Origin of the sequence: Pseudomonas sp. S3E12, from assembly GCF_001702295.1 — a bacterium.
GTDB classification, from domain to species: domain Bacteria; phylum Pseudomonadota; class Gammaproteobacteria; order Pseudomonadales; family Pseudomonadaceae; genus Aquipseudomonas; species Aquipseudomonas marginalis.
Genome location: NZ_MBDT01000032.1, coordinates 243,049 through 260,970 on the forward strand (window position 1 = coordinate 243,049; position 17,922 = coordinate 260,970).

Consider the following 17,922-nt stretch of genomic DNA (forward strand, 5'->3'; position numbering starts at 1 on the left):
GAGGGGGCTTGCCCCCTCCCACATTGACCCGGTTCAGTCTGCACGATTTTCGAGTATTTCAGGAGTTTCCAATGGCGAAGAAACCCAAGGCTGCCACCTTCATCAAAGACCCGCTCTGGTACAAGGACGCGGTGATCTACCAGGTTCACGTCAAATCCTATTTCGACTCCAACAACGACGGCATCGGTGACTTTCCCGGCCTGATCGCCAAGCTCGACTACATCGCCGACCTGGGTGTCAACACCATCTGGCTGCTGCCGTTCTACCCCTCGCCACGCCGCGATGACGGCTATGACATTGCCGAATACAGGGGCGTGCACAGCGACTACGGAACCATGGCCGATGCCCGGCGCTTTATCGCCGAAGCCCACAAGCGCGGGTTGCGGGTCATCACTGAACTGGTGATCAACCACACCTCCGACCAGCACCCGTGGTTCCAGAGGGCACGCAAGGCCAAGCCGGGCTCGGCGGCGCGGGATTTCTACGTGTGGTCCGATGACGATCAGAAATACGACGGCACCCGCATCATTTTCCTCGACACCGAAAAGTCCAACTGGACTTGGGACCCGGTCGCCGGCCAGTACTTCTGGCACCGCTTCTATTCCCACCAGCCGGACCTCAATTTCGACAACCCGCAGGTGATGAAAGCCGTGCTGTCGGTGATGCGCTACTGGCTTGACATGGGCATCGACGGCCTGCGCCTGGACGCCATCCCCTACCTGATCGAGCGCGATGGCACCAACAACGAAAACCTGCCGGAAACCCACGACGTCCTCAAGCAGATCCGCGCCGAGATCGACGCCCATTACCCCGACCGCATGCTGCTCGCCGAGGCCAACCAGTGGCCGGAAGACACGCAGCTGTATTTCGGCGACCGCAAGGGCGATGACGGCGATGAGTGCCACATGGCGTTCCACTTCCCGCTGATGCCGCGCATGTACATGGCGCTGGCCCAGGAGGATCGCTTCCCGATCACCGATATCCTGCGCCAGACCCCGGAGATCCCCGCCAATTGCCAATGGGCGATCTTCCTGCGCAACCACGATGAACTGACCCTGGAAATGGTCACCGATAAAGAGCGCGACTACCTGTGGAACTACTACGCCGCTGACCGCCGCGCACGCATCAACCTGGGCATTCGCCGGCGCCTGGCGCCCTTGATGGAGCGTGATCGCCGCCGTGTCGAGTTGCTCAACAGCCTGCTGCTGTCGATGCCCGGCACGCCGACCCTGTATTACGGCGACGAAATCGGCATGGGCGACAATATCTACCTCGGCGACCGCGATGGCGTGCGCACGCCGATGCAATGGTCCATCGACCGCAACGGCGGTTTCTCCCGCGCCGACCCGGCCAGCCTGGTGCTGCCACCGATCATGGATCCGCAATACGGCTACCTGTCGGTCAACGTCGAAACCCAGGCCCAGGACCCGCACTCGCTGTTGAACTGGACCCGCCGCATGCTGGCGGTGCGCAAGCAGTCCAAGGCGTTTGGGCGCGGCAGCCTGAAAATGCTCTCGCCGAGCAATCGCCGCATCCTGGCGTATACCCGCGAATTCACCGGCGAAGACGGGCGCAACGAAATCATCCTGTGTGTGGCCAATGTCTCGCGCAGCGCCCAGGCGGCCGAGCTGGACCTGTCGGCCTTTGCCGGCATGGTTCCGGTGGAGATGCTCGGCGGCAATGCGTTCCCGCCCATCGGCCAACTGAATTTCCTGCTGACCCTGGCGCCGTATGGCTTCTATTGGTTCGTGCTGGCGGCGGAAAACCAGATGCCCAGCTGGCACGTGGAGCCGGCGCAAAGCATGCCGGACTTCACCACCCTGGTGCTGAAAAAACGCATGGAAGAGCTGCTCGACGAACCGTGTCGCACCACCCTCGAACAGACCTCGCTGCCCGCCTGGCTGCCCAAGCGCCGTTGGTTTGCGGGCAAGGACACCGCCATCGACAGCGTACGCATCGCCTACGGTGTGCGCTTTGGCGACCCGCAGCACCCGGTCTTGCTCAGCGAGCTTGAGGTGACCGCCGGTGGCCAGGTCAGCCGTTATCAGCTGCCGTTCGGTTTTCTTGGCGAAGACCAGTTCACCAGCGCCTTGCCGCAACAGTTGGCCCTGGCCCGCGTACGGCGGGTGCGCCAGGTCGGCCTGGTGACGGACGCCTTCAGCCTGGAGCACTTTATCCGCGCGGTGATCCAAGGTCTGCAGGCCGGTACCGTGTTGAACGGCAGCGACGGCGACCTGCGTTTTGAAGCCACGCCACACTTGGACACGCTGCAACTGACGGACGAGTCGCCGGTGCGTTACTTGTCTGCCGAGCAGTCCAACAGCTCGGTGGTGGTGGGCGAGAGCCTGGTGCTCAAGCTGATCCGCAAAGTCAGCGCCGGGGTGCACCCGGAGCTGGAGATGAGCGCCTACCTGACGCAGGCGGGTTACCCGAATATCTCGCCGCTGATGGGCTCGGTGATTCGCCGTGATGGCGCCGGCGAGGACAACCTGCTGATGATCGCCCAGGGCTACTTGAGCAACCAGGGCGACGCCTGGAGCTGGACCCAGAACAACCTGGAGCGTGCGATTCGCGATGAACTGGCCGAGGCCATCTCCGAACAGGAACAGCATTACAACGCATTGGGCGAGCTGGCGGACTTCGCCGGGCTGCTCGGCCAGCGCCTGGGTGAAATGCACGGGGTACTGGGCGCCAAAACGACCAATAAGGACTTCAAGCCCGAACCGACCAGCGCCAAGGATACCCAAGCCTGGGCCAAGGACGTTGGCGCGCAGATCGACCGTGCATTGCAATTGCTCAAGCTGCATCAAAGCCAATTGAACCCTGCCGATCAGGCGCTGGTCAGTGAATTGCTGGCGCAGAAAAAAGCCATCGGCACGCATGTCCAGGCGCTGGCGAAAGCCACCTTGGGCGGGCTGCGCATTCGGGTTCATGGTGACTTGCACCTGGGCCAGGTGCTGGTGGTGAAGGGCGATGCCTACCTGATCGACTTTGAAGGCGAACCCGCGCGGCCGCTGCATGAACGGCGCGGCAAGCACAGCCCGTATAAAGATGTGAGCGGCGTGTTGCGCTCCTTTGACTATGCGGCGGCCATGGCCTTGAACGTACAAGGGGTGGATCACTCGCCCGCAGCGGACCAGGCGCGCAGACGCGTGACCGATCGCTACCTGAAAGAGGCCCGCCAGGCATTTATCCAGGCTTATCAGGCCGCTGCGTCTACACTGGCGCATGACTGGCAGGATGCCAAGGGCCAGGACGCCGCGCTGACGTTGTTCAGCCTGGAGAAGGCCGCGTATGAGGTAGCGTACGAAGCGGAAAACCGTCCGACCTGGTTGCCGGTGCCCTTGCAGGGCTTGCACGGGTTGTTGAGCGGGATTACATCTAAATCGAACACTGCACGCGGTGGGGAGACGTCATGAGCTTTACGAATAAAGAACCGCTGCAACCTAAGTTGACAGCCATGCCGGCGTCCAAGGACGTCGAAGCGCTGGTGCGCGCCGAGCACCACGACCCGTTTTCCATTCTCGGGCCACACGATGACGAGCAGGGCGGGCAATTTATCCGCGCGTTCCTGCCGGAAGCCTTGAGTGTCCAGGTGCTGAGCCGCGATGGCGGTGAACAGATCGGCAGCCTGGATGCGACCCAGGTGCCGGGGCTGTTCGTCGGGCAGTTCAACACCCGCCAGGCGTACTTGCTGAAAATCCAGTGGGCCGGTGGCGAGCAGATCACCGAAGACCCTTACAGCTTCCAGCAACTGTTGCTGGGGGAGATGGACCTGTACCTGTTCGCCGAAGGTAACCACCGTGACCTCAGCAGTTGCCTGGGGGCTCAGGTGACCAGCGTCGATGGCGTAGACGGCGTGCGTTTTGCCGTGTGGGCGCCGAATGCGCGGCGGGTCTCGGTGGTGGGGGACTTCAATATCTGGGACGGCCGCCGCCACCCGATGCGCCTGCGGCATCCGTCGGGCGTGTGGGAAATCTTCATTCCACGCCTGCAACCTGGCGCCGCCTACAAGTACGAAATCCTCGGTGCCCACGGGATTCTGCCGCTCAAGGCCGACCCGATGGCGCTGGCGACCCAGTTGCCACCCGATACCGCCTCGAAAGTCGCCGCGCCGTTGCAGGTGGACTGGCAGGACCATGAGTGGATGCAAGCGCGGGTCGAGCGCCAGAAGGCCACGGCGCCGCTGTCGATCTACGAGCTGCATGTGGGCTCCTGGCAGTGCGAGCTGGACGAGGCCGGCGAAGTGGCGCGCCAGTACACCTGGCGCGAGCTGGCGGAGCGGTTGGTGCCGTATGTGCAGCAACTGGGCTTCACCCACGTTGAATTGATGCCGATCATGGAACACCCGTTCGGCGGGTCGTGGGGTTACCAGGCGCTTTCACAGTTCGCACCGACGGCGCGTTTTGGCTCGCCGGAGGACTTCGCCTATTTCATCGACGCGCTCCATCAGGCCGATATCGGCGTGATCCTCGACTGGGTGCCGGCGCATTTCCCCACCGACACCCACGGCCTGGCGCAATTCGATGGCACTGCGTTGTATGAATACGCCAACCCGCTGGAAGGCTTCCACCAGGACTGGGACACGTTGATCTACAACCTGGGCCGCACTGAGGTGCACGGCTTCATGCTGGCCTCGGCGCTGCATTGGCTCAAACACTTCCATATTGACGGGCTGCGCGTGGATGCGGTGGCGTCAATGCTGTACCGCGACTATTCGCGCAAGGCCGGTGAATGGGTGCCCAACCGCCATGGCGGGCGCGAGAACCTGGAAGCCATCGACTTCCTGCGCCACTTGAACGACGTGGTGGCACTGGAAGCGCCCGGCGCCCTGGTGATCGCCGAAGAGTCCACTGCCTGGCCCGGCGTCAGCCAGCCCACCCAGCAGGGCGGCCTGGGCTTCAACTACAAGTGGAACATGGGCTGGATGCACGATTCTTTGCATTACATCCAGCAAGACCCGGTCTACCGCGCCCACCACCATAACGAGCTGAGCTTCGGCCTGGTGTATGCGTGGTCCGAGCGTTTCATCCTGCCGATTTCCCACGATGAAGTGGTGCACGGCAAGCACTCGCTGATCGACAAGATGCCCGGCGACCGCTGGCAGAAGTTCGCCAACCTGCGCGCCTACCTGACATTCATGTGGATGCATCCGGGCAAGAAGCTGCTGTTCATGGGCTGTGAATTCGGCCAGTGGCGCGAGTGGAACCACGACCAGCAACTGGACTGGTACTTGCTGCAGTACGCCGAGCACAAAGGCGTGCAAAAGCTGGTGGGTGACTTGAATCGCCTGTATCGCGAGGAGCCGGCCCTGCACGAGCAGGACGATGCGCCCCAGGGTTTCCAGTGGCTGATCGGCGACGACGCGATCAACAGCGTTTACGCCTGGCTGCGCTGGAGCAAGGACGGCAAGCCGGTGCTGGTGGTGGCCAATTTCACCCCGGTGCCCCGTGAGGCCTACAAGGTGGGCGTACCGTTCGGTGGGCGTTGGAGCGAGGTGATCAACAGCGACGCCGACACCTATGCGGGTTCCAATTATGGCAATGGCGGTGGCGTGTTCACCGAGGATGAACCACGCCATGGGCAACCGGTGTCGCTGTCATTGAACCTGCCACCGTTGGGGGTGCTGATTTTGCGACCTGAGGCGAGTTAAAGGCTCTACCTTGCTGGATTCAGTTGTCCACGCTGCTGGCAGGGTGCCACAATGGCGCCTTTGTCATGGCAGTCGAATCAGGCGAATTTCATGAATGGCCTTGGGCATGGGCAGGACCAGGATTGCTTTATAGAGGCACAGGTGCGAACCGACCGTTTGCACCAGTTGTTTCGCCAGTCATTTGCAGCCATTTTCGGCAGCTACATGGCGGCCGCCATGCTCTGCTGGCTGTGCTGGGAGCGCTTCGATCACACGTCCATGCTGGTGTGGCTGGTGCTGCTGGGCGCCTCGTCGCTGCTGCGGGTCAAGATGTTCCTGGACTGGTTTCGCTGCCCCAACAGCGAACGCACCCCGGACCGCTGGGAGCGCCGCTACTGGGTCACGCTGGTATTGTCCGCGAGCATTTGGGGGGCTGGGGCACTCGCGCTGATGCCCCCCGATGATCGGTTGTCCCAGGCGCTGGTGATGCTGTTCACCGTGGGGATGTCGGTCAGTGCGGTGTCGTGTTATTCGGCCTATCGCTATATGACCCTGGTGTCCATCGGCCTGGTGTTGCTGCCGTGCACCCTGTGGCTGTTGTTCCAGCCGACATCGATGCAGGTGGGTATCGGTATCGCGGTCCTGGTGTTTTCCACGTTTGTGGCCAGTGCCACGCGCAAGTTGTCCGATGCACTGGAGAAAGCCTTTCGCCTGACCCGGCAAATGGAACGGGCCCATAACATCTCGACCCGTGCCGCACAGACCGATGAGCTGACCGGCCTGATGAACCGCCGGGCATTTTTCGAACATGCGCAATTGCTGTATGCGCAATGCCGTCATAACCAGCAGCCGCTGTGCGCGCTGATGATGGACATGGACCACTTCAAGCAAATCAACGACACCTATGGGCACCAGGCCGGCGATCAGGTATTGCGCCAGATTGGCGGGGTGATCAGTGCGTCGTTCCGCAAGGCCGATGTGTATGGCCGTTTGGGCGGCGAAGAGTTTGCGGTGTTGTTGCCCAATACGTCGTTGGACACCGCGCGCACTATCGCCGAGGGCCTGATCAAGGCTATCGCCGGTTTGGCCGCCGAGCCGGTCAAGGGGCTGTCAGCCAGCCTTGGGGTGGCGTTCACCCATGCCGTGGACGAGGACCTGCACGGCCTGATGAACAGCGCCGACAAAGCGCTGTACCGGGCCAAGGCGCTGGGCCGCAACCAGGTGGCCGTGGCGGAGTAGGGCGCGGCTCAGTCCTTGTGCATGGCCTTGATCAATACCCGCGAAACCTGCTCGGCAGAGTAAGGCTTGGGCAGGAACTCGAAGCCGTCATAGCCATTATCGGCCAGCTCTTCGCTGTAGCCCGAGGTCAGTATCACTGGCAGGTCCGCCCGACGCTGGCGCAACAGCTTGGCCATGGCGACGCCGGTGATACCGGGCATGACCACGTCGGAGAAGATTACATCGAAAGCCCTCCCATCGTGCCCGGCAAGGGTCAGGGCCTGTTCGGCATCGGTCACCCAGGTGGCCTGGTAGCCCAGGTCTTGAAGAATCTGGCTGGCAAACCGCCCGATCTCCAGGTTGTCCTCCACAATCAGCACCCGGCACTGTGATGTGTCGTGGGACGAAGCCGGCGCTTCCTCGCAGGGGGGCGGCAGTGCTGCTTCGGCTTCGACCTGGGGCAGATACAAGGTGAATACGCTGCCTTGGCCGGGCGTGCTGGTCACATCGATATTGCCCCCCGACTGCTTGGCGAAGCCGAAGACTTGCGACAGGCCCAGGCCGGTGCCTTTACCCACCGCCTTGGTGGTGAAGAACGGCTCGAAAATGCGTTCGACGGTGTCTTCGGGAATGCCGGGGCCGGTATCGGCGAGCGAAATGGCGACATACGCCTTACCCGACCCGGCGTCGCCGCGAATGTGGGGCAACGGCTGTGCCCCGAGGACCTTCAGGGTCAGGGTGCCCTGGCCCTCCATTGCGTCCCGTGCATTGAGGGCGATGTTGATCAGTGCGGTTTCAAACTGGCTGGCATCAATCCGCGCAAAACACGGCTGCGAAGGCATCTCGACACGTACATGAATACGCGCGCCTGTGACGCTCTCCAGCATCTCGCCGATGTTCTGTACGCGCTGGCCCACGTCGAAGACTTCCGGGTTCAGCGGTTGGCGGCGGGCAAAGGCGAGCAATTGGCTGGTTAACTTGCTCGCCCGCTCTACGGTATCCGCCACTGCGCCCATATAGCGCTGGCGACGCTGTTCCGGCAGGTCTGGCTGACGCAGGAAGTCCACCGATGAGCGAATGATGGTCAGCAGGTTGTTGAAGTCATGGGCCACGCCGCCGGTGAGTTGGCCGATGGCTTCGAGTTTCTGCGACTGGCGCAGCGCGGCTTCGGCCTTGGCCAGCGCCAGGGTGCGTTCTTCGACGCGCTGTTCGAGAGTGGTGTTCAGTTCGGCATAGGCCGCCAGGCCCTTGCGCACATCGGCATCGGCACGCACGCGCTCGATATGCGCCCATGAGCGCTCGGTGACTTCCCGCAACAGGGCCAGGTCGTAGGGTGACCAGGGGCGTGGGTTTTTGTCATGGACGGCCATCAGGGCCGTCAGGCGACCGTTCTTGATCAGCGGCATGCAGATCGTCGCCGTCACCCCCAGGGCCTGGAAGGTGGCGGACTCTGCGGGCGGCAACTCGCGCAGATTGTCGTGGATCACCAGGGGCTCGCCGGCGCGCAGGCAGTTGACGGCCATCTCGCCGAACGCCGCCAGGCTGTAGCGGCCGATGATGCTGGGCGAGCCGGGCGCGGTCCAATTGTCTCGAATGGTAAAGCCGTCTTCATCGGCGTCCATGTCGGCGTAGGCGCAATTGCTCACCTGCAGGTGTTCGGCCAGCAACCGGGTGGTGCTGGTCATGATGGCTTCGGCATCGGCGGCGTTGGCCACTGCGTTGCCGATGGCGTCCAGCACCGCCAGGCGGCGTGCCAGGAACACCGTGGCGGTGGTCTCGGTGACGGTGTCGAGCATGCCGACCACCTTGCCTTGGGGATCGCGGATCGGGCTGTAGCAGAAGGTGAAGTACGCCTGCTCCCGCCTTGGGCCGCGTTCAATCACCAGGGGAAAGTTTTCGATATAGGTGGCGTGGCCCTCGAAGGCGGCGTTGGCGATGGGGCTGACGTCATCCCACACCTCGGCCCACACTTCGTTGAACGGGCGCCCCAACGCATAGGGCTTGCTGCCCAGGATCGGGATAAACGCATCGTTGTAGAGCGTGATCAACTGGGGGCCCCAGACAATCGCCTGGGGAAAGCTCGACGCGAAACACAGCGCGACCGTCGTCTTCAAAACGTCTGGCCACTGCTCCAATGGACCGAGAGGTGAATTGGCCCAATCATGCTGGCGCACCTGTTCGGCCATGTCGCTGCTGCTTTGCAGCCAATTCATCATTCGGGAAACACCTTGTTTTTCAGAATCTTCGGCGCGCCTGTCAGGATCCGGCGCAAAGCTACAGACCCGCTTGAGCGCTACCAGTTCAGCCGAATTATCCGATAGATGGCAATTTGATTCTCCGCTCGTTTGAATAGCCCGAGTTCAGCGCTATCGGACGATTACCCCACCTTATTGCGCGCCGAATAAACCCGTCCAGTAAATGCCCGCGTCACTCTTCGGGTCCATGGCATAGGCTGCGCCCAATTCGCGAAATTGCGGGTTCATCAGGTTGGCGCAATGACCCGGGCTGGCGAGCCAGCCGTCGACCACCTTGCGCGGGGTGTCCAGGCCGGCGGCGATGTTTTCGCCGATGTTCTTCGCGATATACCCGGCCAGTTCGGCGCGGTCGCCAGGCGTGCGGCCGTCGTGGTCCAGGTGGTCGAAGAAATTGCCGTTGGCCATGTTGCGCGTGTGGCTGTTGGCGGCCCCGGCCAACGCCTCGTTCCACGACAATGGTGTGGTCGCGGTAAACGCCTGGGTGCCGCACTGGCGCGGTTGTGTACGGGCGGCATTGATCAGGTCGAGCAGCTTGCGGCCTTCGGTTTGCCAATCGCCCAGGCCGCTGGACAGCAACGGGCGGGCCAGCACGATGCGCCAATCCTGGCCGCTGTTGCTCACGCCGATGTCGACGAATTGCGGGTCCAGCACCACCCGGCAGAAACTCTCGCGCACGGCTTTCATGGCTGCCTGGGCGTCCTTGGGACCGGACAGGCTGATGGCCTGCACATTGACCATCGGGTAAGCGGCCCGCGCCAGGGCCTGCTGCAGGTCCCCGACGTTACTGGCCGGCAGCACCAGCCGTGTATCGTTGGCCAGCGGTGGCAGTTCCTGGGAACCCTGGTCGCCGCAGCGCTGCACCTGGCTGCGGTACTCGTTGATCTGTTGCACCAACTGACTTTCTTCATTCGCCATCGCGCTGGCGCAGAACACCGTACTGGCGGCCAGCGTCGTAAGACCCATCATCAATGACAGAACGCGCATGGACGTTACCCTTGAGCTTGAAAGTGCCCATGATGCGCGATGTAACCCCGTCTGGCGCAACGCCTTTTTTGTTTTTTTGCCTCAACGGGCATTCTGTGGGGCATTCACGGCGCGGATGCGGCCCGCTGCCATCGCGGTGGCCAGCAGGATCAAGCCCACGGCGACGGTGAAAGTCGCATGCAGGCCACTGGTCACGGATTGCTCGGTGGCGCGGGTGACATCCGGGGTCGCCCAGGCGAACACCGCCCCCAGGGCCGAGGTACCGAAGATCAGCCCGATATTGCGTGACAGGTTGAGCAAGCCTGCGACCGTACCTCGGCGCGCACCGTCTACATCGCACATCACCGCAGTGTTGTTGGCGGCCTGGAACAGGCTATAGCCCGTCGTCAGAATCACCAGCCCCCCAAGGTAGGCGATCAATCCTGAGGCCAACGACAACAGTAAGGCCCCGCAAAACAGGATGCCCACCCCGGCGAAAGTCATAAGGCGCCAGCCGTGGCGGTCGGTGAGGCGCCCCGCCGGTACACCGCTGAGCGCCGCGACACAGGGCCCGACGGCCATGGCCAGGCCCATCCATTGCGGGTCCAGCCCCAGCCCCTTGGACAGGTAGAAAGGGCCGACCACAAAGGTTGCCATGATCACCGCCGCTACTAACGCACTCATCGCGAGACTCGTGCGCAATGATGCTTCCTTCAACGGTGACCAGACGCTGGAAGGTGAGCCTGCTTGGCGTCGATCAACCGGCAAGTAGCGCCACGCGAGGCTGGCCGTGAGTAATCCCAAGGGCATGCCCACCAGAAACAGCGCGCGCCAGCCCCACACACTGAGCAATAACCCGCCGGCGGCGGGGCCCATGGCGGTACCGACGGCTGACATTGTGCCCAAAAGGCCCATCACCCGGCCGGTGCGTTCCTTGGGCACCGTGTCGCCGACCATCCCCAGCGCCATGGCCATCATGCTCGCCGCGCCCAAGCCCTGCAGGAGGCGTGCGGCAATCAGCCAGCCCAGCGAGGGCGCGCCTGCACACAGCCCACTGCCCAGCGCAAACAGCAGCAGTCCGGCGAGCAACAGCCGGCGACGGCCCAGGCGATCGCCCATTCGGCCGGCCATGACAATCACCGCCGTGATCGCCATCAGGTAGGCGAGCACCACCCACTGCACGGCATGAAACGACGCATCGAATGCCTGTACCAGGCTGGGCAGGCCGACATTGGCGATGCTGGTGCCGAGGGCGGCGAGCAACATGGACAGCGTCAGGCTGGCAAGGCCGCCCCGTGAAGACGTATGCATGGAAGATTCCTTGGGTGGACGCAACTGTCACAAATCTACGACCTCGCCTAACATGGCGGAAGACGCAGGGTTTGCAGTTAATTCCTGCGTCAAACGCCTGCTAAGGAGCGCCCATGCCCGACTTTAATCTGCTGATCACCCTGGATGTCTTGCTGGCCGAAGGCAGTGTCGCCCGAGCGGCCAAGCGCTTGCAGTTGAGCCCCTCGGCCATGAGCCGGGCGCTGGCGCGCTTGCGCGAGACCACCGGCGATCCGCTGTTGGTCCGCGCCGGGCGCGGGCTGGTACCGACGCCGCGGGCGCAGGCATTGCGTGAGCAGGTCAGCCGCCTGGTGCAGGACGCCCATGCGGTGCTGCGCCCGGCACACGCCCTGGACCTGGCCCAGGTGGAGCGCACCTTCACCTTGCGCACCAGTGAAGAGTTCGTCGAAAACTTCGGTCCCGCGTTGCTGGCGCGCATCGCACGGGAGGCGCCTGGTGTACGCCTGCGTTTCGTCAGCAAGACCGACAAGGACAGCACGTTGCTGCGCGAAGGCAGCGTCGACTTGGAGACCGGTGTGGTCGACCCCGACGCCAGCCCCGAAGTGCTGACCCAGGCGCTGTTTCGCGACCGTTTGATTGGCGTGGTGCGCAGCGGCCACCCCCTGAGCCAGGGCGACATCAGTGCCGAGCGGTTTGCCCAGGGGCGGCACGTCTACGTCTCGCGGCGCGGGCAGGAGCGCGGCCAGATCGACGATGGGCTTGAAGCCCTGGGCTTGACGCGGCAGATCGGCACCATCGTCGCCGGGTTCGCCACGGCCATCGCCCTGGCCCGCGACACCGACCTGATTGCCTGCGTGCCCGAACGCTACACTGCCCATCAGCGCGAAGGCCTGTACAACTTTGCGTTGCCGTTGACGCTGGCACCGTTCACCGTGGCGATGCTCTGGCATCCACGGCTGGATGCCGACCTGGCCCACCGCTGGTTGCGCGGGTGCGTGCGTGAGGTGTGCGGGCACTGAACGGCCTGCAACAGGTACAATCGCCGCTGCCTTGACGCGAAACCCAGGAATCTGCATGTTCAGCCTTACCCGCTACACCACTCCGTGCCCCGAGCCCATCAATGCCCAGATCCTGCAGATGGTGGTGGACAACCTCACCGACATCAGCAGCGTCGCGCTGCCGCCGAGCAACCTGCTCTACAACATCTACCAATACGCCATCGGCTTTGAGGTGCACCTGTACCTGGAGGCATTGGGCGGGTCGAAGGGGATTGCCGTTGAGTTGATCGTGGCGATGCTAGAGGAGCAGGTGATTGGCTTTTGCCTGTACCTGCCGGTGAAAGATGATCCTGAAGCCTGTGGCATCGCCTTTATGGCGGTGCAGGCTGGTTTCCGGCGCCAGGGTGTGGCGCGCGGGATGATGGCGGACGTGCTGGCGCGCTATCCCCATGCCGAGTTGGCCTGTGCCGTGGAGAAGGTAGCGGCCTTCGAGGCCATGGGGTTTCAAGTGCGGGGTGCGCGGGGCACCCAGGTGTTGATGAATACCCGGGACTACGGCACCGATGGCTTGATGGGCGTGTTGGATGTGGCGGCGATCTACAGTTCGCTGGAGGTACGCCAGATCCATACCTACCTGCTGCAAAAACACGGCAAGCGGGCGATGGTGGATGCCGAGAAACAGCGGGACCGGCACCTCGATCAACTGGCCCGCAAGGTCCAGCTGTTTGTGGCAGGGCGTTAGCCTGGCCTGGTTGGCTTTTTTTGTGGTGAGCTTGCCTCTGTGGTGGGCGGGCTTCTGTGGTGAGCGGGCTTGCCCCGCGCTGGGCTGCGAAGCGGCCCCAGAAACAGGCCCGGAGCTGCCTGGCACACTGCAGCGCTCTTGTTGGGGCTGCTTCGCAGCCCAGCGCGGGGCAAGCCCGCTCACCACAACAAGCCCGCTCACCACAACAAGTGTGCTCACCACAACAAAGCCCGCTTACCACAGAAGTTTCTTCAGCCTTCAACGCCGTGCGCGGTTGACCATTGCCAGGATGGTCGCCAACAGCTCATCTTGCGCCTCTTCGCGGCTGATCTCGCCACTGGCCGCAGCGTAGGACAACGCTTCCGCAGCGCCCAGCATCGCCCGTAATCCCGGCTGTGAAACCTGGCCAAAGGGCCCCAGCGCGTCGCGGCATTTGTCGAGAAAAATCGCCTCGTACTTACGCTTGAGCGCTTCCAGCTCCGGCGAACTGCTCAGTGCGGCGATCACCCCCGGAATTTCCCGGCCCTGCAATAACACGCAATCGACATAGCACGAGGCGATCACCCCGGCGCGTTCTTCCAAGGTCGCGCGGCTGGCGTCGAGGGCTTCGGCAAACACCTGGGTCTGACGCGCGTCGAAGTCTTCATACAGCGCGGCGAGCAGCCCGGCACGGGTGACGAAATGGTCGTAGACCACCGGTTTGGTGACGCCGGCCAGTTCCGCCAGGCGGCCCAGGGTCAGGGCTTCGGTGCCTTCCTCGCGCACCAGCTGCCAGGCCACCTCCAATAATTGACGCAGGCGATCTTCACGGGACAGGCGACGACGTGGGGCAGGGGATTCAGGGCTTGACATGCTTATATACCAAAAGTAACTTGCTGACGTTAACTTACCAAAAGTAGCTTAAACCCAAGGGGAGTCAAAGTCATGCACGCACTCATCGTCGTTGCCCATCACGACCCACAATCCCTCACCCACGCCGTGGCCGCGCAGGTGGCTGCCGGCCTGACTGCTGCGGGCCACACCTTTGAAATCGCAGACCTCGCCGCCGAAGGCTTCGACCCGCGCTACACCGCCGCCGATCACCGGGTACACCGCACCCAGGCCACGCCCCCGGCCGACGTGCTGGCGGAACAGGCGCGCATCGAGCGCGCCGATGCCCTGGTGCTGGCGTTCCCGATCTACTGGTGGTCGCTGCCGGGCCTGCTCAAGGGTTGGGTCGACCGCGTGTTCGTCAACGGCTGGGCAATCGACTACGGCCCGGATACCCCGGTGGTGAAAAAACTGCGGCATTTGCAGGTGCACTTGCTGGCCCTCGGCGGTGCGGATGACAGCGCGTTTGACCGTCATGGCTACGCCAAGGCGATGCGCACCCAAATCGACTACGGCATCTTCGATTACTGCGGGGCGAAGGTGGTGACGTCCGAGCTGTTGCTGGATTCGGAAGGCGGCGCGGCCCCGGCGCATCTGAAGACGGCGAAGGCGGTCGGGCAGAGGCTGTTCGAGGCCGAGACGGTTGCCGGTTGATTCAACCTTCGCGAAACAGGTCGTGGGCGTCCAGCAGGCGGTAGGCAATTTCCGGGTTTTTCTCCAGGCCCCGGCGAATCGCCGCCGGGATCGCTTGCCGGGTCTTGCGGCACATGCCTGGCAGCTCGTCGATGACGATCTGGATGCCGCGCATGCTCTTGACCTCGGTGTGCCCCGGCGCGATATGCACGCGGATGCCCAATAGCTCGTGCATCCGCTGCTGCATGCGCTCCAGGTCTTGCAGGCTTTGCAGGTTTTCCAGGCGCTCGACCAGGCGTTTTTCTTCCTGGCGCGTCAGGCTGAGGATACGCAGGTCGGCGCCGGGCGCCTCCAGCAGTTGTTCACGGTCGCAGACGCAGGCGCCGGGCGGGCAGGGTTGGCGAATGGTCATGATCCTTACCTCCCCATTCCGGCGCGGGTGAGTCAGTCGCTCAACGCGACCCCCAGGCTGCCCAGGGCCTTCCAGTACCCAGGATAGGTCTTGGCCACGCAGTCCGGGTCCTGAATGCGGATACCCGCGATTTTCAACCCCGCCAGCGCAAAGCACATGGCGATGCGGTGGTCGGCATGGGTGTCGATCAGGGCGTCGCACGACGTGCCGGCCAGCGCCGGGTCGGCCGCGACCAGCAGGTCATCGCCTTCAATGCTGGCGAGGCCCGGACGGATCGCATTGAGGCCGTCATGCAGGGCCTGTACGCGATCGCATTCCTTGACCCGCAGGTTGGCCAGCTCCGTGAAGCGCACCGGGGTGTTGTTGAAGGCGGCCAGGACCGCCAGGGTCGGGATCGCGTCCTGCATCTGCGACCCCACCACGGTGGCCTGCATATTCGGGAACTGCGCGATCACCGCCTGGGCCTTGGCGTCCGGTTGGGTGAAGGCGTGGGCGGCCACGCCGATGTCGATACGGCCGCCGGTCAACACTTCGGCAGCCCACAAGTAGGTGGCGGCGGAAGCGTCGGGTTCGATCAGGTAATCATGGGCGGTGTAGCCGGTGGGGGCCACGCGCCAGGTGGTATCGTCGACCACCTCGACCTGGGCGCCGAAGGCCCGCATGCAGTCCAGGGTCAGGTCCACGTAGCCACGGGCACCGATGTCCTTGCCAGTCAGTGCCACTTCAATCGGCGCTTCGCCGCACGCGGCTAGCATCAACAGGGCCGATACATACTGGCTGGACAAGCCGCCGTCGATCTCGAAGCGCTTGGCCTGGACCTTGCCCACGCCGTGCACCGTCACCGGTGGACAACCGGTCGGGCTGTCGACCTGGATGCCGTTCTGGCCGAGGGTGGCCAGCAGCGGGCCGATCGGGCGTTTTTGCATATAGTCGTCGCCGTCCAGCACCACGGTGCCTTCAACCGTGGCGACGGCGGCGGTGAGAAAGCGCATCGCGGTGCCGGCATTGCCGAGGAACAACGGCTGCGCAGGCAATTGCAGCTTGCCTTGGCCGGTGACGACGAAGGTGGTGTCGTCCGGCTCATCGATGGTCACGCCCATCTGGCGCAGAGCCACCGACATATGTCGGGTGTCATCGCTCTTCAAGGCGCCGCTCAGGCGGCTGGTGCCCTTGGCCAGGGCCGCCAGCAGCAGGGCGCGGTTGGTAATGGATTTGGAGCCGGGGGGCGCGACCTTGCCGTTCAGGGGGAAGTTGGGCGGTGTAACGGTCACGGTTTTCTGCGAACTCAAGGTGCAAGGCTCCTGGTCAAGGCAAGGTGGCTGGCGCGGCCAACGGGCGGACCCGAATAATCGGGCATAGATGCAGTGCTTGTCGAGCGGGGAATCAACCACCGTGGGTTGTTACAGGACAAGGCCTGTAGGCAGATGGCCCTTGCCTAGGTAGGCGTACGCCCGAACCAGGCGCAGGACAACTGCGTCCCCTTAATGAATTGCAGGAGGCGTGCAGCGTTGCCCGCATAGCCGCCTGCTGGACAAGCCTGGGTGATGGGGTAAGTTCAGAACGTTCCCCACCCGGGGCGTTTTCAATCATGGAGTGAATGAAATGAACAAACCTCAGACACAACTTCGGCACGGACGTGTCGTCACCCCCGCCAGCCGAGGCTCGGTTGCGGTAGAGCGCGGGTTGCTGGGCAATTGGCAGGTCAATGAAATGGAAGGTGGCAAGAACTTCCCCGCGCTCGCGGCCGGGCCGTTTCCTGCGCCGTATGAAACCGACGATCAAAGCGTCACGCCACCTGCCGATGGGCATATTCTCAGTGGCGGCAAGACCGACGAGCGCGACTGCATCAACTTCACCGACGAGGAAATGAGCAAGAAGCTCAACACACCGTTCACCTGGCCACTCCTGAATGTAGAGGCCGGCCAAGTGTTCAAGGTGCAATGGGAATACACCGCCGCCCACGTCACCCGTGGTTATCGCTGGTTCATCACCAAGGACGGCTGGGACGCCAGACAGCGCATCAGCCGTGCCCAACTCGAAGCCTCGCCGTTCCACGAGGACTTCTACCCCCAGGTGCCGTACTACCAGCATGCCGACGAATTGAAGGCCAAGGTCGAGCATCAAGTAACACTGCCCAAGGGCAAGAAGGGGCGGCATGTGGTGGTGTTGCTGTGGATCGTCGCCAACACCGGTAACGCGTTCTATCAGGCGTTTGACCTGGACTTCAAATAATCCCGGATCAACGCCGGCTCAGCCAGTAATCATGTAGCGCCCGTGCAGCGGGTTCGATTTCTCGGGCTCGCTGCTGATGGGCGTCTACATCCAGGTCGGCCGGCAACTCGAAGTTGTCCTGCTCGGCACACCAGGAGATTTTCTCCAGCTGTGCGGCCTGTTCTGCGGGCAGTTGCGGCCAGTTGCCGATCGCCGCACCACGGATATAACCAAAGCACCATTCCTCGGCGAGGATCACGTTCTGGCCCTGGTGTTCGGTTGCATCGAAGCGTGCCTTGAAACCCTGGGCGTCAGTCGCCAGTTGACCGGCCAGCAGGTTGATATGACGCACGCACAGGTCGAGGAACTGCCGGGCCTCTTCGGCGCTTTCCCACTCCGGGTTCTGCCCGCCCCAGATCGCCGGGAACCACTCGGCGATGTCCACCTGTGCCGGGCTGGACACCAGCGCGGTGAAGTAGCCGTCGAGTTCGGCCAGGTTCAGCACCGAATGGTCGTCGCCGTATTTCAACAGGGTTTCTTCGATGAATTCGAAATCGGCGGGGGCGAGGGGTTGGGCGTGCATGGGCATATCCTTTAAACGTCGAACGCCGCTGATGGGGCGGCTCAAAGCGCGAAGGATGGCGTGTGCCGGGGCTTTTATCCAGCGTCTTTTCCATCGCCGTTGCCAGTCCTGCTTT

At 63.2% G+C, this 17,922-nt stretch carries 14 protein-coding genes; 7 read left to right on the forward strand and 7 right to left on the reverse strand.

Annotated features, from left to right (window positions below; translation table 11 throughout):
• The first annotated feature begins 71 nt into the window (after nucleotides 1-71).
• Genes treS through BB029_RS25540 form a run of 3 tightly spaced genes read left to right on the forward strand, consistent with a single transcriptional unit; the run spans nucleotide 72 to nucleotide 6,871 of the window.
• Nucleotides 72-3,419, forward strand: a complete 3,348-nt coding sequence (gene treS / locus BB029_RS25530) for a maltose alpha-D-glucosyltransferase (RefSeq protein ID WP_065941283.1) — start codon at nucleotides 72-74, stop codon at nucleotides 3,417-3,419.
• On the forward strand, nucleotides 3,416-5,653 hold the full coding sequence (gene glgB / locus BB029_RS25535) for a 1,4-alpha-glucan branching protein GlgB (RefSeq protein ID WP_065941284.1): 2,238 nt from the start codon (nucleotides 3,416-3,418) through the stop codon (nucleotides 5,651-5,653). The genes treS and glgB overlap by 4 nt, the downstream gene beginning before the upstream one ends.
• 51 nt (nucleotides 5,654-5,704) lie before the next feature.
• Nucleotides 5,705-6,871 carry a diguanylate cyclase gene (locus tag BB029_RS25540; protein ID WP_065941285.1) on the forward strand — a complete coding sequence of 389 codons (1,167 nt, stop codon included), beginning with the start codon at nucleotides 5,705-5,707 and terminating at the stop codon, nucleotides 6,869-6,871.
• 8 nt (nucleotides 6,872-6,879) lie between these two features.
• Here the strand turns inward: BB029_RS25540 and BB029_RS25545 are convergent, their stop codons facing one another.
• The 3 genes from BB029_RS25545 to BB029_RS25555 all read right to left on the reverse strand — a co-directional run bounded on the left by BB029_RS25545 (nucleotide 6,880) and on the right by BB029_RS25555 (nucleotide 11,379).
• Nucleotides 6,880-9,066, reverse strand: a complete 2,187-nt coding sequence (locus BB029_RS25545) for a GAF domain-containing protein (RefSeq protein ID WP_065941286.1) — start codon at nucleotides 9,064-9,066, stop codon at nucleotides 6,880-6,882.
• Between the two features lie 171 nt (nucleotides 9,067-9,237).
• Entirely contained in the window at nucleotides 9,238-10,089 is an 852-nt protein-coding gene (locus BB029_RS25550) for a CAP domain-containing protein (protein WP_065941287.1), read from the reverse strand.
• Nucleotides 10,090-10,170: 81 nt separating this feature from the next.
• A complete protein-coding gene (locus BB029_RS25555; protein WP_065941288.1) occupies nucleotides 10,171-11,379 on the reverse strand; it encodes an MFS transporter in 1,209 nt (402 codons plus the stop codon).
• 113 nt (nucleotides 11,380-11,492) lie between these two features.
• On the opposite strand from BB029_RS25555, the gene BB029_RS25560 reads away from it, so the two are divergent.
• Both BB029_RS25560 and BB029_RS25565 read left to right on the forward strand, forming a co-directional pair.
• Nucleotides 11,493-12,377 carry a LysR family transcriptional regulator gene (locus tag BB029_RS25560; RefSeq protein WP_065941289.1) on the forward strand — a complete coding sequence of 295 codons (885 nt, stop codon included), beginning with the start codon at nucleotides 11,493-11,495 and terminating at the stop codon, nucleotides 12,375-12,377.
• Between the two features lie 55 nt (nucleotides 12,378-12,432).
• A complete protein-coding gene (locus tag BB029_RS25565; RefSeq protein WP_065941290.1) occupies nucleotides 12,433-13,098 on the forward strand; it encodes a GNAT family N-acetyltransferase in 666 nt (221 codons plus the stop codon).
• A gap of 258 nt (nucleotides 13,099-13,356) precedes the next feature.
• On the opposite strand, the gene BB029_RS25570 is transcribed toward BB029_RS25565, so the two are convergent.
• Complete coding sequence (locus tag BB029_RS25570; RefSeq protein ID WP_065941291.1) at nucleotides 13,357-13,950, reverse strand: TetR/AcrR family transcriptional regulator; 594 nt, start codon at nucleotides 13,948-13,950, stop codon at nucleotides 13,357-13,359.
• A gap of 72 nt (nucleotides 13,951-14,022) precedes the next feature.
• On the opposite strand from BB029_RS25570, the gene BB029_RS25575 reads away from it, so the two are divergent.
• Nucleotides 14,023-14,622 carry an NAD(P)H-dependent oxidoreductase gene (locus tag BB029_RS25575; protein WP_065941292.1) on the forward strand — a complete coding sequence of 200 codons (600 nt, stop codon included), beginning with the start codon at nucleotides 14,023-14,025 and terminating at the stop codon, nucleotides 14,620-14,622.
• Nucleotide 14,623: 1 nt separating this feature from the next.
• Here the strand turns inward: BB029_RS25575 and BB029_RS25580 are convergent, their stop codons facing one another.
• Both BB029_RS25580 and aroA read right to left on the reverse strand, forming a co-directional pair.
• Entirely contained in the window at nucleotides 14,624-15,013 is a 390-nt protein-coding gene (locus BB029_RS25580; protein ID WP_065941293.1) for a hypothetical protein, read from the reverse strand.
• 32 nt (nucleotides 15,014-15,045) lie between these two features.
• Nucleotides 15,046-16,302, reverse strand: a complete 1,257-nt coding sequence (gene aroA, locus BB029_RS25585) for a 3-phosphoshikimate 1-carboxyvinyltransferase (protein ID WP_065941294.1) — start codon at nucleotides 16,300-16,302, stop codon at nucleotides 15,046-15,048.
• Nucleotides 16,303-16,615: 313 nt separating this feature from the next.
• Between aroA and BB029_RS25590 the strand changes: the two genes are divergently transcribed.
• Nucleotides 16,616-17,245, forward strand: a complete 630-nt coding sequence (locus BB029_RS25590) for a lytic polysaccharide monooxygenase auxiliary activity family 9 protein (protein ID WP_065941295.1) — start codon at nucleotides 16,616-16,618, stop codon at nucleotides 17,243-17,245.
• Nucleotides 17,246-17,252: 7 nt separating this feature from the next.
• On the opposite strand, the gene BB029_RS25595 is transcribed toward BB029_RS25590, so the two are convergent.
• Complete coding sequence (locus tag BB029_RS25595; protein WP_065941296.1) at nucleotides 17,253-17,807, reverse strand: UPF0149 family protein; 555 nt, start codon at nucleotides 17,805-17,807, stop codon at nucleotides 17,253-17,255.
• Nucleotides 17,808-17,922: the final 115 nt, after the last annotated feature.

Coding starts and splice junctions, on each gene's coding strand:
- treS (WP_065941283.1), top strand. CDS start 72: ATGGCGAAGAAACCCAAGGCTGCCACCTTCATCAAAGACCCGCTCTGG.
- glgB (WP_065941284.1), top strand. CDS start 3,416: ATGAGCTTTACGAATAAAGAACCGCTGCAACCTAAGTTGACAGCCATG.
- BB029_RS25540 (WP_065941285.1), top strand. CDS start 5,705: ATGGCGCCTTTGTCATGGCAGTCGAATCAGGCGAATTTCATGAATGGC.
- BB029_RS25545 (WP_065941286.1), bottom strand. CDS start 9,066: ATGATGAATTGGCTGCAAAGCAGCAGCGACATGGCCGAACAGGTGCGC.
- BB029_RS25550 (WP_065941287.1), bottom strand. CDS start 10,089: ATGCGCGTTCTGTCATTGATGATGGGTCTTACGACGCTGGCCGCCAGT.
- BB029_RS25555 (WP_065941288.1), bottom strand. CDS start 11,379: ATGCATACGTCTTCACGGGGCGGCCTTGCCAGCCTGACGCTGTCCATG.
- BB029_RS25560 (WP_065941289.1), top strand. CDS start 11,493: ATGCCCGACTTTAATCTGCTGATCACCCTGGATGTCTTGCTGGCCGAA.
- BB029_RS25565 (WP_065941290.1), top strand. CDS start 12,433: ATGTTCAGCCTTACCCGCTACACCACTCCGTGCCCCGAGCCCATCAAT.
- BB029_RS25570 (WP_065941291.1), bottom strand. CDS start 13,950: ATGTCAAGCCCTGAATCCCCTGCCCCACGTCGTCGCCTGTCCCGTGAA.
- BB029_RS25575 (WP_065941292.1), top strand. CDS start 14,023: ATGCACGCACTCATCGTCGTTGCCCATCACGACCCACAATCCCTCACC.
- BB029_RS25580 (WP_065941293.1), bottom strand. CDS start 15,013: ATGACCATTCGCCAACCCTGCCCGCCCGGCGCCTGCGTCTGCGACCGT.
- BB029_RS25590 (WP_065941295.1), top strand. CDS start 16,616: ATGAACAAACCTCAGACACAACTTCGGCACGGACGTGTCGTCACCCCC.
- BB029_RS25595 (WP_065941296.1), bottom strand. CDS start 17,807: ATGCACGCCCAACCCCTCGCCCCCGCCGATTTCGAATTCATCGAAGAA.